The organism is Acidimicrobiia bacterium, assembly GCA_035651955.1.
Lineage (GTDB): Bacteria > Actinomycetota > Acidimicrobiia > IMCC26256 > JAMXLJ01 > JAMXLJ01.
On record DASRES010000001.1, the window covers coordinates 12232 to 27939 of the forward strand.

Consider the following 15708-nt stretch of genomic DNA (forward strand, 5'->3'; position numbering starts at 1 on the left):
GCCCTGCGGGCGGCGAAACGCGACGACCGATTCAGCCCGCGACACGCAAGCGGGGCGTGTGGTGTCGCTCGACGGTCTCGAAGAGCAGGTCGACGAGCCGGTCCGTCGTCACGCGCGCGTCGAACAGGCGCATGACGCGCTCCCGCGCCGCGACCGCCATGCGGTCGTGCAGCGCATGGTCCTCGACGATCCGGGTCAGCGCGTCACCCAGGTGCCGGTCGTCGCCGTCGACGAGGATCCCGGTCACGCCGTCGTCGACGAGCTCCGGCAGCGCGTTCACGCGCGTCGCGACGACCGGGACACCGCTCGCCATCGCCTCGAGCGCGGCATAGCCGAACGTGTCCATCTCGGTCGGGAACGCGAGCACTGTCGTGCGCGCCAGCAGCGCGCCGAGGCGCGGGTCGCCGGGGCGGACGTCCCGGTGGACGCGGACACCGTCTCCCTCCGGCACCGGTTCACGGGTGACGAGATGGAGCTCGCAGCGTCCGCGAAGGCGGTCCGCGTAGACGCGCAGCACGCGGTCGCCGCCCTTGCGCGTGAGCGACCTGCCGATGAAGGTGACGATCGGGTTGTCCCGTCTCGGTCGCGCGACGCGGCGCGGGACGACGATGCCGAACGGGATGACCCGCACCTTCTCGTCCGGCACTCCGTACGCGTCGCACAGCGAGGCGGCGCACCAGCGCGACTTGCCGACCACGAAGGTCGCGGCGTCGAACACGCGGCGCTCGAGAGGCCGGCGCACGTACCGCTGCAGATCAGTCCAACGGGTCGGCGCGCGGTAGGGGAGCAGGCGCGCGACCTGCGCGCCCGTCGCGTCGGTCGAGACGATCGCAGGCGCCTGCGCGACGAGCCCGACGCTCAGGAGCGCCGCATGCTGTGTGTAGACGTGCAGCACGTCGTAGGTCCCCGCGTACCGAGCGAGCAACCGGCGCGCCGTCGCACTCGACGCGAGCTGGCTCCGCAGCGCCTGCAGGTCGAGGTCGTGGCGCGCGAGCCCCGGGACCGGTGCACCCGCGAGCTTCCGGAGCAACCCCGGCGACGGCACGTCGAGGAACGTCGGGTCGACGTCGCCGTAGGCGGTGAGCGCCGAGCGCAGCGCGAGGTGCATCGTCGTGTGGCCACCGATGTTCTCGTTCAGGAACAGCACGCGCAGCGGCCGGTCGCCGGGCGCGCGTGCGGAGCGGAGGTCGGTGGCGCTCTCCATCTGGGACCTCTATCGGCACGTCAGGGGCCCCAGACGAGGAACCCGAGCGACCGGAGCCGACCGGGCCCGTGCGGTTGCCCACGCGCGCCCGACCTGCTTGGATCGCCGCGTGTCGGGACGCGCGCTGCCGCAGTGGTTCGACGACGCGAAGCTCGGCATCTTCGTGCACTGGACGCCGGCCAGCGTTCCCGCGTACGCGCCGGTCGGGCCCGACCCGTTCACCGTCGCCGCGCGCGACGGGTGGGAACGGGCGATGCGCGAGAACCCGTACGTCGAGTGGTACCAGAACTCGCTCGCGATCGAGGGCAGTCCTGTCCAGCGCCACCACCGAGCCACGTACGGCGACACCGACTACGCGACGTTCGTGCACGAGTTCGCGGACGCGCAGGCGTGCTGGCACGCCGATGCCTGGGCCGACCTGTTCGCCGCGGCCGGCGCGCGCTACGTCGTGCTCGTCACGAAGCATCACGACGGGTATCTGCAGTGGCCGAGCGCGACACCGCCCGTCCGCGCAGACTGGCACGCCCGACGCGACGTCGTCACCGAGCTCGCGGACGCGGTGCGGGCGCGGGGCATGCGCTTCGGCGTGTACTACTCGGGCGGTCTCGACTGGACGTTCGGCGGCCTCCCGATCACCGACCTGCCGTCCATGCTCGCGGCCATCCCGCAAGACGAGGACTACGTCCGCTACGTCGACGCCCACTGGCGCGAGCTGATCGCGCGCGTCGAGCCGTCCGTGCTGTGGAACGACATCGGCTCGCCCGCCGCGCTCGATCTCGAAGCATTGTTCGCCCACTACTACGGCCGGGTGCCGGACGGCGTCGTGAACAACCGCTTCGACATGCTCGGCGTCGCGGCCGGGACCGTGCACGCCGACTTCGTCACGCCCGAGTACACGACCGCGACCGACGCGCGCGGGCCGAAGTGGGAGACGACGCGCGGCATCGGGACGTCGTTCGGGTTCAACCGCGAAGAGCGTGAGGACGACTACCTGTCCTCCCGCGCTCTCGTGCACCTCCTCGTCGACGTGGTCGCGTCAGGTGGGAACCTGCTGCTGAACGTCGGCCCGAACGCGGACGGGACCGTCGTGTGGGACCAGGCGACACGTCTGCTCGCGCTCGGCCACTGGCTCCACGCCAACGGTGAGGCGATCTACGGGACCGTCCCGTGCGACGGTGGCGTGACCACGAACGCGGCGGGCGATCCAGTCCGCTTCACGAGCGCGCGCGACGCGGACACGAGGTACGCGATCGTGCTCGACCCGCCGGCCCGGCGCGACGTCCACCTCCCCGGCGTCGACGCATCCGGCGCGCTCGCGGTCACACGCGTCGACGACGGGTGCGAGCTGCCGTACGAGACCGCGGATGACGGGATCGTCGTCACGCTGCCGATCGCACCCGCTCCGACGCCCGCGCTGGCGCTGCGCGTCGCGGGTCGACGCTGACGGCCGCGACCGCCGCCGCGCCGACCCAGGCCAACGCCGTCACGCCCGCGGCGACGTGCACACCGCGCACGAACGACGGCGCGCCGGGGTCACCCGCGATGCCGCCGAGCGCCGCGACGCCGAGCGCGGCGCCGACCTGGCGGGCCGTGTTGTTCACGGCCGACGCGAACGCGCCGCGCTCCTCGGGCAACGCCCGCATGACCGCGGCGACCATCGGCGCGGTGTTCAGCGCGAGCCCCGTACCGGCGAGCGCCATCCCGGTCAGCAGGAGGCCGTCGCCGCGACCGTGTCCGCCCGCAGGCAGGAAGAGACACACGCCGGCCGCCGCGAGCGTCATGCCGGCCACCATCGGCAGGCGCGTCCCGAAGCGCGCGGACACCCGCCCGGCCACCGGCGCGAGGAGTGCGAGCGGCGCAGTGAACGCGACCAGCCACACGCCGGCCGCGAGCGCCGAGCGCCGTTCCACGACCTGGAGGAGCAACGTGACGAGATAGAGCATCCCGACGCCGCCGAAGTTCATGAGCAACCCGACGGCGTTCGGCGCGGCGAAGGCACGTCGGCGGAACCAGTGCAACGGCAGCATCGGGTCGCGTGCGTGTCGCTCGACGTGGACGAACACCACGAGTGCGAGCGCGCCGATCACGAGCGCGCCGATCACGACCGGCGACGACCAGCCGAGCCGAGCCGCCTCGACGACACCCACGGTCCACCCGCCGACCGTGACGATCGCGAGCACCTGACCGCGCGCGTCGAGGCCGTGTCGCGCGCGTCGCCGGTCGTCGTGGACGAGCCACAGCGTCGCTGCCGCGGCGACCGCGACGACCGGAACGTTCACGAGGAACACCGACGGCCAACCGAACCGGTCGACCAGGACACCACCGAGGAGCGGCCCGGCCGGCAGCGCCAGGCTCGACACCCCCGCCCAGATCCCGAACGCGCGCGCCTGCTCGGCCGGCTCCGGATACTCGCGGGCGATGACCGCGAGCGTCTGCGGCAGCAGCAACGCGCCGCCGATCCCCTGCAGCGCGCGCCCGGTCAGCAGCATCGAGAGTCCCAGTGCCGCCCCGCACACGACCGACCCGGCCCCGAACACCAGCAGCCCGCTCACCGCGAGACGCCGTCGCCCGAACGCGTCGCCGAGCGCCCCGGCGGTCAGCATCAACGTCGCGAACCCGAGCGTGTCGGCGTCGACGACCCACTCGAGCCCCGCGGCGTGCACCGCGAGGTCACGGCGGATGTCGGCCAGCGCGACGTTCACGATGGTCACGTCGAGCAGCACGAGGAACATGCCGACGCACATCGTCGTGAGGACGAGCCCGCGCCGGGCGGGTCCGCGATGCATGGTTCGACCGTATGGAGCGGACGCTTCGGGCTCCGCCGAAACGTGCGCGTCTTACGATGGACGCATGTCCGGCGACGCCGATCTCGCGCACGTCGGCGCGCTGCTCGCGGAGCCGGCGCGTTGTCGCATCCTGCTCGCACTCGCCGACGGCCGCGCGCTGCCCGCGTCGGCGCTCGCACGCGAGGCGCGCGTTGCGTCGTCGACCGCGAGCGGGCATCTTGCGCGACTGCTCGACGCGGGCTTCCTCGACGTCGAGCAGCACGGTCGCCACCGCTACTACCGGTTCGCCGGTTCGCACGTCGCGGAGCTCGTCGAGGCGATCGCCCGCGTCGCGCCGCCGTCACCGGTCCGCAACCTCACCGACGACCGTCGCCGCGCCGCGCTGCGACGCGCCCGCACCTGCTACGACCATCTGGCCGGACGTCTGGGCGTCGACGTGCTCATGGGATGCGCGCGACGCGGGTACGTCAGCGGTCACGACGGCTCGTACCGTCCCGGGGTCGACCGTCTGTCCGCGCCCGGACGCGACGTCGTCTACCGGCTCACACCGCGCGGCATCGACGAGCTCGCGCGCATCGGGATCGACGTCGACGGCTGGTCCACCGAGACGCCCGTCCGTCACTGCGTCGACTGGACGGAGCAGCGACACCACCTCGCGGGTGACGTCGGTCGCCGCATCGCGCGGCGTGTCGAGGAGCTCGGGTGGGTCACGCGGCCACGCGCCGGTCGCGCGCTCGTCGTCACGCGCGCGGGCGTTGCGGGCTTCGCCGACGCGTTCGGCGTCGGCATCTCAGCCGGTGCGTGACGTCTCGACCGTCGTCCCGACGTCCTGACCGAACGACAGCTCGAGGTTGTGGCCGTCGGGGTCGGGGATGATCGCCCAGTAGCCGACGGGTGGTCCGGCGTCGAACGGCCCCGCCACGGCGAGCCCCTCGTCGCGCGCGTCCGCGCACAACCGGTCGACGTCGTCGCGCGACGCGCACGCGACACCCAGGTGCGACCAGCCGGACAACCGCGCGGGGTCGCCCGCGTGCTCGATCAGGACGATCACGAACGGTCGGGTGAGATCGCTCAACCACACGACCCGTGAGCCGGGCTCGTCACTGCGCTGGTGCACGACGCGCATCGAGGCGTACCGCTCGTAGAACCGGATGCTGGCAGCGGCGTCCGCCACCGGCAGCGCGACGTGCGTCAGTCCCACGTCCATCGCCAGGAAGCTTCGCGCCGACTCTTGTTCGGTACACTGCCGCTTCCCATGGAGACGACCGTCGAGCCCCTGGAGGGCAACAAGGTCCGCCTGCACGTCGCGGTCACCGACGAGGAGTTCGACCAGGCGATCGACTCCGCCTTCCGCAAGCTCGCGCGTCAGGTCAAGATCCCCGGCTTCCGTCCCGGCAAGGCGCCCCGCCGCATCCTCGAGGCGCGGCTCGGCTCCGACGTCGCGCGCGAGCAGGCGCTGCAGGACGCGCTGCCGGGCTACTACGCGGAGGCCGTCGAGACGCGTGGGCTCGACACGATCGCGCCGCCGGAGATCGACATCACCGCCGGTGCCGAGTCGGGCCCCGTCGAGTTCGACGCCGTGGTCGAGGTCCGTCCGACCGTCGAGCTGAAGGACTACGACGCCTTGCGCGTCGAGGTCCCCGCGCCCGACGTGTCGGACGACGCCGTCGAGGCGCAGGTCGACTCGCTGCGCGAGCGCTTCGCCGATCTCGAGGACTCCGCGCGACCGCTGCAGGACGGCGACTTCGCGTCGATCGACATCAAGGGCTACGTGCACGACGAGGTCATCGACGCGCTGTCCGCGACGGACCTGCTGTACGAGGTCGGTTCCCGGCTCGTCGTCGACGAGCTCGATGCCGAGCTGCGCGGCAAGCGTCCCGGCGACATCCTGAAGTTCACCGCCGCGCTGCCCGAGCGCTTCGGCGAGCGCGCCGGTGAGGAGGTCGCGTTCCAGGTCCTCGTGAAGGAGACCAAGCAGAAGGTCCTCCCCGACGCCGACGACGAGTGGGCGTCCGAGGCGAGCGAGTTCGACACGATCGCCGAGCTCCGCGACGACATCCGCAAGCGCCTCGAGCTGTTCGGCCGTGTGCAGGCGCGCGCCGCGGTGCGCGAGAAGGTGCTCGACGCGGTCGCCGACAAGGTCGACATCGAGGTGCCGGACGTGCTCGTGCGCGAGGAGATGGAGCGCCGGCTCCACGACTTCATGCACCGGCTCGAGCACCAGGGCCTGACGATCCCGCAGTACCTCGAAGCGACCGGTCAGGCGCAGGAGACGTTCATCGCCGGGTTGCGCGACGGCTCGACGCGCGCCGTCAAGGCCGACCTCGCGCTGCGTGCCGTCGTCGCCCGGGAGGGCATCGAGGCGAGCGACGACGAGGTCGACGCCGAGATCACCACGATCGCCGGCCAGATGGGCCAGAAACCGGACAAGGTCCGGCGCGATCTCGACCGCAGGGGGGCCTTGGAGGCACTACGCTCGGAGATCACCCGAGGAAAGGCGCTCCAGTTCCTCATCGACCACGCCACCGCGGTCGATGAGGAGGGACGCCCGCTCGATCTCACCCTTCCGGACGCCGCGTCCGACAGCGAGACGACCGATCTCACCGCCGAAGACACCCCCCACGAGGCCCACGAGGAGCACGAGGCGTGATCCAGCCGATCCGCAACTACATGCCGACCGTCATCGAGCAGACGAACCGCGGCGAGCGCGCCTTCGACGTCTACTCCCGGCTGCTCAAGGAGCGGATCATCTTCCTCGGCACGCCGATCGACGACTGGGTGTCGAACCTGATGATCGCCCAGCTCCTTCACCTCGAGAGCGAGGACCCGGACAAGGACATCTCGATCTACATCAACTCGCCGGGCGGCGAGATCACCGGGCTGTTCGCGATCTACGACACGATGCAGTACATCAAGCCCGACGTGCAGACGATCTGCGTCGGCCAGGCCGCGTCCGCCGCGGCGGTGCTGCTCGCGGCGGGCGCGACGGGCAAGCGCTACGCCCTGCCCCACGCCCGGGTGCTCATTCACCAGCCCCACGGTGGTGCGTCCGGCCAGGCTGTCGACATCGAGATCCAGGCGAAGGAGATCGCCCGGATGCGCAACACGCTCGACGAGCTGCTCGCCCACCACACCGGGCAGGACGTCGACCGCGTCCGTCACGACACGGACCGCGACTTCATCATGAGCGCGTTGGAAGCGAAGGACTACGGGATGATCGACGAGGTCATCTCGAACCGAGAGCTCGCCGCCGTGGCCGTGCCGGCCGGCGTCAGCTGAGCCGAGACCAACGACACCCGGGGGAGGCGTCCGTGGCGAAGTTCGGTGACGGTGGCGACCTGCTGAAGTGCTCGTTCTGCGGGAAGAGCCAGAAGCAGGTCAAGAAGCTCATCGCCGGACCCGGCGTCTACATCTGCGACGAGTGCATCGACCTGTGCAACGAGATCATCGAGGAGGAGCTCTCGCAGAGCAGCGAGGTCCGCTTCGACGACCTCCCCAAGCCGCGTGAGATCTACGAGTACCTGAACGACTACGTGATCGGACAGGAGCAGGCGAAGAAGATCCTGTCGGTCGCGGTCTACAACCACTACAAGCGCGTGCAGGCCGGCGCGTACGGCGACCCCGACGTCGAGCTGCAGAAGTCGAACATCCTGCTGATCGGCCCGACCGGTTGCGGGAAGACGCTCCTCGCGCAGACGCTCGCCCGTCTCCTCAAGGTGCCGTTCGCGATCGCGGACGCGACCGCGCTCACCGAGGCCGGCTACGTCGGCGAGGACGTCGAGAACATCCTCCTCAAGCTGATCCAGGCCGCCGACTACGACGTCAAGAAGGCCGAGACCGGGATCATCTACATCGACGAGATCGACAAGATCGCGCGGAAGGCCGAGAACCCGTCCATCACGCGCGACGTGTCGGGCGAGGGCGTCCAGCAGGCACTGCTGAAGATCCTGGAGGGCACGACGGCGTCGGTGCCCCCGCAGGGCGGCCGCAAGCACCCGCACCAGGAATTCATCCAGATCGACACGACGAACATCCTGTTCATCTGCGGCGGCGCGTTCGCCGGCATCGACCGGATCATCGAGAGCCGGGTCGGCAACCGCGGCGTCGGCTTCGGTGCCGACATCCGCCGCTCGGAGGAGAAGGACCTCGGTGCGATCCTGTCGTCGGTGCTGCCCGAGGACCTCCTGAAGTTCGGGCTCATCCCGGAGTTCGTCGGCCGCCTCCCCGTCATCGGCGCGGTGCACAACCTCGACAAGGACGCGCTGATCCGCATCCTCGTCGAGCCGAAGAACGCGCTGCTCAAGCAGTTCCAGAAGTTCTTCCAGTTCGACAACGTCGAGCTCGACTTCACCGACGACGCGCTCGACGCGGTCGGTGACGAGGCACTCAAGCGCGGCACCGGCGCGCGCGGTCTGCGCGCCATCCTCGAGGAGGTGCTCCTCGAGGTGATGTACGACCTGCCGAGCCGGTCCGACGTCGTGAAGTGCGTGATCGACCGCAACGTCGTGCTCGAGCGCGTCACCCCCACGCTCGTCACCGAGGACGACACCGAGGGCCGTCGCCGGAGCGCGTAGCGCGGAGGCGACACGGAGCGGCGAGCGTCCCGAAGGGCGGGCGCAGGTACCCTGCGCCCGAGCGAGTGCGACCAGAGATATCGCCGGAGCGCGTAGCACGCGAGCGCGTAGCGTTCATGCGTCGCTCGTCTGGCCCTGAGCCGGGCAGGCGACGCACGAACGAGATCGACCCTCCCGCTACGCTCGTCGGTCATGACGAGCGTGCCCGACAAGCCGTCGCTCGACGGCCTCGAGGCGAAGTGGTCGGAGCGCTGGGATGCCGACGGCACGTACCGCTTCGAACGCGCCGCGCCGCGTGACGCGATCTACGCGATCGACACGCCGCCGCCGACGGTCAGCGGAGCGCTCCACATGGGCTCCCTGTTCGGCTACGTGCACACCGACTCCGTCGCGCGCTACCGGCGCGCGCGCGGCCATGCGGTCTTCTACCCGATGGGCTGGGACGACAACGGGCTGCCGACCGAACGACGGGTGCAGAACCACTTCGGCGTCGCGTGCGACCCGTCGCTGCCGTACGACCCGTCGTTCCAGCCGCCCGCGAAGCCGGGCAAGGAGGCGCTCCACATCGCGCGACGCAACTTCGTCGAGCTCTGTCTCCGGCTGACCGCCGAGGACGAGGTCGCGTTCGAGCAGCTGTGGCGACGGGTCGGGCTGTCCGTCGACTGGACGCTCACGTACACGACGATCGGTCCCGAGGCGCAGCGCGTGTCGCAGCGCGCCTTCCTGCGCAACCTCGCCCGCGGTGAGGCGTACCAGTCCGAGGCCCCGACGCTGTGGGACGTCGACTTCCGGACGGCGGTCGCGCAGGCCGAGCTCGAGGACCGCGAGATGCCGGGTGCGTACCACGCGCTGCGCTTCCACGGTGTCGACGGCGGCGACGACGTCGTCATCGAGACGACGCGCCCCGAGCTCGTCCCCGCGTGCGTCGCGCTCGTCGCCCATCCCGACGACGACCGGTACAAGTCGCGCTTCGGCACCGAGGTGCGTACGCCGCTGTTCGGCGTGCGCGTCCCCGTCGTGGCGCACGCGCTCGCGGATCCCGAGAAGGGCTCCGGGATCGCGATGATCTGCACCTTCGGCGACGTCACCGACGTCACGTGGTGGCGCGAGCTGCGCCTCCCGGTGCGCGCGGTCGTGCAGCGCGACGGGCGGCTGCGCGACGTGACGTGGGGGAGTGAAGGCTGGCCCTCCGACGACCCGCCGAGCGCGCAACGCGCGTACGACGAGCTCGCCGGGCGCACGACGAAGCAGGCGCAACGCCGCATCGTCGAGCTCCTGCAGGAGTCGGGCGACCTCGTCGGCGATCCGAAGCCGATCACCCACCCGGTCAAGTTCTACGAGAAGGGCGACCGACCGCTCGAGATCGTGACGAGCCGCCAGTGGTACATCCGCAACGGCGCGCGCGACGACGAGCTGCGCGAGACGCTCCTCAAGCGCGGCCGCGAGCTCGTGTGGCACCCGCCGCACATGGCGAGCCGCTACGAGTCGTGGGTCGAGGGCCTGAACTCGGACTGGTTGATCAGCCGGCAGCGGTTCTTCGGCGTGCCGTTCCCCCTGTGGTACCGCGTCGGCGACGACGGCGCGATCGACTATGCGGACCCGCTCGTGCCGGACGAGTCGCGCCTGCCCGTCGACCCGTCGAGCGACGCGCCCGACGGCTACACCGAGGACCAACGGGGCAAGCCCGGGGGGTTCGTCGGCGACCCCGACATCATGGACACGTGGGCGACCTCGTCGCTCACGCCGCAGGTCGCGACGGGCTGGGAGGCCGATCCCGATCTCTTCGCCCGCGCGTTCCCGATGGACCTGCGGCCGCAGGGTCCCGAGATCATCCGCACCTGGCTGTTCGCGACGTTGCTGCGCTCGCTGCTCGAGCACGGCACGCCGCCGTGGTCCGACACGATGATCAACGGCTGGATCCTCGACCCCGATCGCAAGAAGATGTCGAAGTCGCGCGGGAACGTCGTGACGCCCGTCGCGGTGCTCGAGAGGTACGGCTCCGACGCGGTGCGCTACTGGGCGCTCAACGGGCGGCCCGGCGTCGACACCGCGCTCGACGAGGGCCAGATGAAGGTGGGCCGCCGCCTCGCGATCAAGGTCCTCAACGCGTCGAAGTTCGCGCTCGGCGTCGCGGGTGACGCGGCGGCCGCCGCGAACGGCGAGGTCACGGAGGCGCTCGACCGGTCGATGCTCGCGCAGCTCCGCGCGCTCGTCGCCGACGCGACCGAGGCCTTCGACGGGTACGACTACGCGCGGGCGCTCGAACGGACGGAGCGCTTCTTCTGGCGCTTCTGCGACGACTACCTCGAGCTCGTCAAGGGCCGCGCGTACGGCAGCGGCGACGAGCGCGCCGTCGCGTCCGCGCGTGCCGCGCTCGCGCGGGGCCTGTCGATCCTGTTGCGGTTGTTCGCGCCGCATCTGCCGTTCGTGACGGAAGAGGTGTGGTCGTGGTGGCAGCCCGGGTCTGTGCACCGCGCGCCCTGGCCCACGGTCGACGAGCTCGACGCGCCGTCGCGCGACGGCGACGGGTCGGTGTTCGACGTCGGCGGGGACGTGCTCGGCGCGATCCGCAAGGCGAAGTCCGACGCGCGCCGCTCGCTGCGCACGCAGGTGACGCGTGCGGTCGTGCGCGACACCGCCGAGCGGCTGCGCGCGCTCGGCGCGGCGCGCGCGGACGTGTGCGAAGCAGGCAACGTGCGAGAGCTCGTCACCGAGGAGGCGGACGAGCTCACGGTCGACGTCGAGCTCGCGCCGCCCGACGACGCGTCGTGACGATCCCGCCGACCGACGTCCGCGAGGCGTTCGCGTGGCTCGACGCGCACGTCAACCTCGAGACGGGCGTCGGCCCGAGCCGGCGGCGCATCGAGCACCCGACGCTCGACCGCATCCGCACCCTCGTCGAGCTCCTCGGCTCACCCCAGCTCGAGTACCCCGCGGTGCACCTGACCGGCACGAACGGCAAGACCTCCGCGACACGGATGGTCGCCGAGCTGCTCACCACGGTGGGCTTGTCGATCGGCGCGTACACCAGCCCGCACCTCGAGCGCATGAACGAGCGGATGACCTGGAACGGCCGTCCGGTCGAGGACGACGAGCTCGTCCCGATCCTCGACGTCCTCGCGACGATCGAGGCGACGATGACCGACGTCCCGACGTGGTTCGAGCTCGTGACGGCGGCGGCGCTGCGCTGGTTCGCGGACGTCGCCGTCGACGCTGCCGCGATCGAGGTCGGCGTGGGCGGCACGTGGGACGCGACGAACGTCGTCGACGGGCGCGTCGCGGTCGTCACCAACGTCGAGATCGACCACGTGCAGTATCTGGGGCCGACGCGCGCCGACATCGCGCGGGAGAAGGCCGGCATCGTGAAGCCGGGGGCGACGCTCGTCCTCGGCGAGCGCGATCCCGACCTGCGGCCGCTGTTCGTCGACCGCAGCCCCGGCGACGTGTGGCTGCGTGACGTCGACTTCGGCATCCGGTCGGAGCGACTCGCGCACGGCGGCCGGCTGCTCGACCTGTTCACGCGCGGCGGGGAGCACCGCGACGTGCTCCTCCCGCTGCACGGCGCGTACCAGGCCGAGAACGCGGCGATCGCGCTGGCGGCCGCGGAGGCGTTCCTCGACGCGCCGCTGCCGCCTGACATCGTGCGCGAGGCGTTCCTCAACGTGCGGTCACCGGGCCGGCTCGAGGTCGTCGCGCACCAGCCGCTCGTGCTGCTCGACGGCGCGCACAACGTGGCCGGCGCGCACGCGCTGCACGCCGCGCTCGCCGAGGAGTTCCCGCCCGGGCCGCGCACGCTCGTCGTCGGGCTGCTGCGCGAGAAGGAGCCGCACGAGATGCTCGACGCGCTCGGCGTCGCCGACGCGTCGCGTGTCGTGTGCTGCAGCCCCGCGAACCCGCGCGCGCTCGACGCCGATGCCGTCGCGGCCGCGGCCGTCGAGCTCGGTGTGCCGATCGACCGGGTGGACGTCGTCGACGACGTCGCCGCCGCGGTCGCGTACGCGCGCGACGTGACACCACCCGACGCGCAAGTCGTGGTGGCCGGCACGCTCTACGTCGTCGGCGCGGCGCGGCACGCGCTCGTCGACCACCCCTGACCCGCCCGGTTGGTACACAAGTCGCGGTCAGGGGCGCGAGTTGTGTACCAACGCGGCACGGCCGGTAGCGTCCGCCGGTCATGAGCGACCGGACCCTCGTCATCTGCAAGCCGGACGCCGTCGAGCGCGGGCTCGTCGGCGAGATCGTGGGACGGCTGGAGCGCAAGGGGCTGGAGCTCGTCGCCGCCGACCTGCGCACGATCGACGCGCGGACTGCCGCCCGTCACTATGCGGAGCACGAGGGCAAGCCGTTCTACGACGATCTCGTGACGTTCATCACGCGCGGCCCGGCGCTGCTCCTGGTCGTGGAGGGTCCCGACGCGTTCAAGGTGGTGCGGACGCTGATGGGCGCGACGAACCCGCGCGAGGCGGCGCCGGGTACGATCCGCGGTGACCTGGCGATCGAGCTGACCGAGAACCTCGTCCACGGATCGGACTCGCCCGAGTCGGCCGTGCGCGAGATCTCGATCTTCTTCCCGGACCTCGTCTGACGCGCGCGTCACGGGCCCGGGGACGGCTGGACCACCGGGTGCCCAACTCTTAGCCTGGTGTGTTCCGCCGACGCCTCGTCGGCTCGACGCGGTCCGCTCGCGTCGAGCCTCGCCCCGGGAGGCCTGTGCCGTGTCCGAACCCTGGTACTCCTCGATCGTGGGCCGCGACATGGCCGTGGATCTCGGCACCGCGAACACGCTCGTCTACGTGCGCGGCAAGGGCATCGTCCTCGACGAGCCGTCCGTCGTCGCGATCAACGTGAAGGACGGGCGCCCGCTCGCGGTCGGGCTCGAGGCGAAGCGCATGATCGGGCGCACGCCCGGTCACATCCAGGCGATCCGTCCGCTGAAGGACGGCGTCATCGCGGACTTCGACATCTGCGAGAAGATGCTGCGCTACTTCATCCAGCGTGTGCACCAGCGGCGCTGGGCGAAGCCGCGCATGGTGATCTGCGTGCCGTCGGGGATCACCGGCGTCGAGCAGCGCGCTGTGCAGGAAGCCGCGGAGTACGCAGGCGCGCGCAAGCCGGCCTTCATCATCGAGGAGCCGATGGCCGCCGCGATCGGCGCGGGGCTTCCCGTGCACGAGCCGACCGGCAACATGGTCGTCGACATCGGCGGCGGCACGACCGAGGTCGCGGTGATCTCGCTCGGTGGCATCGTCGCGAGCGAGTCCATCCGCATCGGCGGTGACGAGCTCGACGAGGCGATCATCAACTTCGTGAAGAAGGAGTACTCGCTCGCGCTCGGCGAACGCACCGCCGAGGAGATCAAGATGGCGCTCGCGAGCGCGTACCCGCTCGAAGAGGAGCTGTACGCGGAGATCCGCGGACGTGATCTCGTCACGGGCCTGCCGAAGACGATCGTCGTCTCGACACAGGAGATCCGCGAATCGATCGAGGAGCCCGTGTCCGCGATCGTCGACGCCGTGAAGGTCACCCTCGACAAGACGCCGCCGGAGCTCGCGGCGGACATCATGGAGAAGGGGATCGTCATCACCGGCGGGGGCGCGTTGCTCCACGGGCTCGACAACCGGCTCGCGTCCGAGACGGGCATGCCGATCCGTGTGGCGAACAACCCGCTCACGTCGGTCGTCGTCGGCTCGGGGCAGTGCCTCGAGGAGTTCGACGCCCTCAAGCAGGTCCTCATCTCGTCGCAGAACAACTGATCCAGGAAGCACAGCTCGCTTTGGTGGTCTATCGGCGGAGCGCGCGACGTCGTTACGTGGTGATCCTGCTGATCATCACGTCCGTCACGCTCATCACGCTCGACGAGCGCGGGAGCGGGAGCGGCGTCTTCGGGTCGATCCGGTCGGGCGCGCACGACGTCGTGGCCCCGCTCCAGCGCGGCGCACAGGACGTCGTCCGTCCGGTGACGGACTGGTTCGACGGCCTCACGAGCCGCGGCTCGCTCGCGAGCGACAACCGCAAGCTCCGTCACGAGGTGGAGTCGCTGCACAACCAGATCGCGCGTGCGCGTGCGCTCGAGCAGCAGAACGCCGACCTCCGCCGTCAACTCGGTCTGCCGTTCGTCGGCGACATCAAGACGATCGCCGCGCAGGTCATCAGCGGTGCGACCGGGAACTTCGACACGACCGTGCAAATCGACGCCGGGTCCGCGCACGGCGTGCAGAAGGGGATGCCGGTCGTGTCCGACGCCGGGCTGGTCGGCCGCGTCGTCGAGGTGTCGCGCACCAGCGCGACCGTCATGCTGATCACCGACCCGTCGTCGAACGTCGCGGTCCGCCTGCCGAAGAGCCAGGCGACCGGTGTCGCGAGCGGCCACGCGGGCACCAACCTCTTGTCGGTGAGCTTCGTCAGCCCGGACAAGGACGTCCGCAAGGGCGACACCGTGTTCACGGCCGGTCAGCAGAACGGCCTGTTTCCCGCCGACCTGCCGATCGGAACCGTCACCAGCGCGACGAAGACGACGGGCGCGCTGCAGTACGACATCGAGGTCCGGCCGGCCGTCGACCTGACCCGGCTCGAGTTCGTGCAGGTGCTGCGCTGGACCGGGCCGGGGAGCGCGGGGTGATCAGGCGGCTGCGGCTCGCGCTGCTCGTCGCGCTCGCGGTCCTTCTCCAGGTGGCGCTGTTCCCGCACCTCCGGCTGGCGGGCGCGGTGCCCGACGTCGGGCTCGTGCTCGTCGGCGTCGTCGCCGCGCTCGAGGGCCCCGAGACGGGCGCCATCCTCGGGTTCTTCACGGGCCTGTGCGTCGACCTGTTCCTCGAGACGCCGCTCGGGCTGTCGGCGCTCGCGTTCGCGCTGACGGGCGCGGCGATCGGCGTCGCGCAGGCCGGGCTGCTGCGACCGGGCCGGTGGCTCGGGCCGCTCCTCGGTGCCCTCGCGGGCGCGCTCGGCAACCTGCTGTTCGTCGGCGTCGGCATCCTCATCGGGCAGGACCAGCTGCGGTCCGCGCACGCCATGCAGATGGTCGGGCTCGCGGTGCTCTACGACGCGATCCTCGGCCCGTTCCTCTTCCCGCTCGCGACGTGGGCGACGCGCGAGAGCCCGACGTCTGTGAGCGGCGTGACCCGGTCAGGATGGTCCGCATGAGCGA

Annotated in this window: 14 protein-coding genes; 11 read left to right on the top strand and 3 right to left on the bottom strand. The window is 71.2% G+C overall.

The genetic code is table 11. The features are described from left to right. Nucleotides 1–31 precede the first annotated feature (31 nt). Nucleotides 32–1204 (bottom strand): glycosyltransferase family 4 protein, encoded by a 1173-nt coding sequence (locus VFC33_00090; GenBank protein ID HZR11623.1) that lies wholly within the window; start codon nt 1202–1204, stop codon nt 32–34. Nucleotides 1205–1313: 109 nt separating this feature from the next. Between VFC33_00090 and VFC33_00095 the strand changes: the two genes are divergently transcribed. Beyond that, on the top strand, nt 1314–2648 hold the full coding sequence (locus VFC33_00095) for an alpha-L-fucosidase (GenBank protein HZR11624.1): 1335 nt from the start codon (nt 1314–1316) through the stop codon (nt 2646–2648). On the opposite strand, the gene VFC33_00100 is transcribed toward VFC33_00095, so the two are convergent. Continuing rightward, entirely contained in the window at nt 2584–3990 is a 1407-nt protein-coding gene (locus VFC33_00100; GenBank protein HZR11625.1) for an MFS transporter, read from the bottom strand. The genes VFC33_00095 and VFC33_00100 overlap by 65 nt on opposite strands. 64 nt (nt 3991–4054) lie before the next feature. Here VFC33_00100 and VFC33_00105 point away from each other — a divergent pair, with 64 nt between their 5' ends. Next, nucleotides 4055–4795 carry a winged helix-turn-helix domain-containing protein gene (locus VFC33_00105; GenBank protein ID HZR11626.1) on the top strand — a complete coding sequence of 247 codons (741 nt, stop codon included), beginning with the start codon at nt 4055–4057 and terminating at the stop codon, nt 4793–4795. On the opposite strand, the gene VFC33_00110 is transcribed toward VFC33_00105, so the two are convergent. Beyond that, nucleotides 4781–5197: a VOC family protein gene (locus tag VFC33_00110; protein HZR11627.1), complete on the bottom strand. Its 417-nt coding sequence runs from the start codon at nt 5195–5197 to the stop codon at nt 4781–4783. The two genes, VFC33_00105 and VFC33_00110, sit on opposite strands and share 15 nt — an antisense overlap. A 48-nt stretch (nt 5198–5245) precedes the next feature. Here VFC33_00110 and tig point away from each other — a divergent pair, with 48 nt between their 5' ends. The 9 genes from tig to mreD all read left to right on the top strand — a co-directional run bounded on the left by tig (nt 5246) and on the right by mreD (nt 15704). Beyond that, on the top strand, nt 5246–6640 hold the full coding sequence (gene tig, locus VFC33_00115; protein ID HZR11628.1) for a trigger factor: 1395 nt from the start codon (nt 5246–5248) through the stop codon (nt 6638–6640). Between the two features lie 20 nt (nt 6641–6660). Continuing rightward, nucleotides 6661–7269 carry an ATP-dependent Clp protease proteolytic subunit gene (locus VFC33_00120; protein HZR11629.1) on the top strand — a complete coding sequence of 203 codons (609 nt, stop codon included), beginning with the start codon at nt 6661–6663 and terminating at the stop codon, nt 7267–7269. A gap of 32 nt (nt 7270–7301) precedes the next feature. Next, nucleotides 7302–8564, top strand: a complete 1263-nt coding sequence (gene clpX, locus VFC33_00125; protein ID HZR11630.1) for an ATP-dependent Clp protease ATP-binding subunit ClpX — start codon at nt 7302–7304, stop codon at nt 8562–8564. Nucleotides 8565–8756: 192 nt separating this feature from the next. Beyond that, the gene (gene valS, locus VFC33_00130; GenBank protein HZR11631.1) at nt 8757–11336 is read left to right on the top strand and encodes a valine--tRNA ligase; all 2580 of its coding nucleotides are present in this window, start codon (nt 8757–8759) and stop codon (nt 11334–11336) included. Further along, on the top strand, nt 11333–12658 hold the full coding sequence (locus VFC33_00135; protein HZR11632.1) for a Mur ligase family protein: 1326 nt from the start codon (nt 11333–11335) through the stop codon (nt 12656–12658). The genes valS and VFC33_00135 overlap by 4 nt, the downstream gene beginning before the upstream one ends. A gap of 80 nt (nt 12659–12738) precedes the next feature. Continuing rightward, on the top strand, nt 12739–13149 hold the full coding sequence (ndk, locus tag VFC33_00140) for a nucleoside-diphosphate kinase (GenBank protein HZR11633.1): 411 nt from the start codon (nt 12739–12741) through the stop codon (nt 13147–13149). 130 nt (nt 13150–13279) lie between these two features. Continuing rightward, nucleotides 13280–14317, top strand: coding sequence for a rod shape-determining protein (locus VFC33_00145; GenBank protein ID HZR11634.1), 1038 nt, complete (start codon nt 13280–13282; stop codon nt 14315–14317). A gap of 59 nt (nt 14318–14376) precedes the next feature. Continuing rightward, complete coding sequence (mreC, locus tag VFC33_00150) at nt 14377–15183, top strand: rod shape-determining protein MreC (protein HZR11635.1); 807 nt, start codon at nt 14377–14379, stop codon at nt 15181–15183. Continuing rightward, nucleotides 15180–15704 (top strand): rod shape-determining protein MreD, encoded by a 525-nt coding sequence (gene mreD, locus VFC33_00155; GenBank protein HZR11636.1) that lies wholly within the window; start codon nt 15180–15182, stop codon nt 15702–15704. The genes mreC and mreD overlap by 4 nt, the downstream gene beginning before the upstream one ends. Nucleotides 15705–15708: the final 4 nt, after the last annotated feature.

What these genes read in the sequence shown, in the direction of transcription:
- VFC33_00090 (HZR11623.1), bottom strand. Translation starts at nt 1,204, where the DNA reads ATGGAGAGCGCCACCGACCTCCGCTCCGCACGCGCGCCCGGCGACCGG.
- VFC33_00100 (HZR11625.1), bottom strand. Translation starts at nt 3,990, where the DNA reads ATGCATCGCGGACCCGCCCGGCGCGGGCTCGTCCTCACGACGATGTGC.
- ndk (HZR11633.1), top strand. Translation starts at nt 12,739, where the DNA reads ATGAGCGACCGGACCCTCGTCATCTGCAAGCCGGACGCCGTCGAGCGC.
- VFC33_00110 (HZR11627.1), bottom strand. Translation starts at nt 5,197, where the DNA reads ATGGACGTGGGACTGACGCACGTCGCGCTGCCGGTGGCGGACGCCGCT.
- tig (HZR11628.1), top strand. Translation starts at nt 5,246, where the DNA reads ATGGAGACGACCGTCGAGCCCCTGGAGGGCAACAAGGTCCGCCTGCAC.
- VFC33_00105 (HZR11626.1), top strand. Translation starts at nt 4,055, where the DNA reads ATGTCCGGCGACGCCGATCTCGCGCACGTCGGCGCGCTGCTCGCGGAG.
- valS (HZR11631.1), top strand. Translation starts at nt 8,757, where the DNA reads ATGACGAGCGTGCCCGACAAGCCGTCGCTCGACGGCCTCGAGGCGAAG.
- VFC33_00120 (HZR11629.1), top strand. Translation starts at nt 6,661, where the DNA reads ATGCCGACCGTCATCGAGCAGACGAACCGCGGCGAGCGCGCCTTCGAC.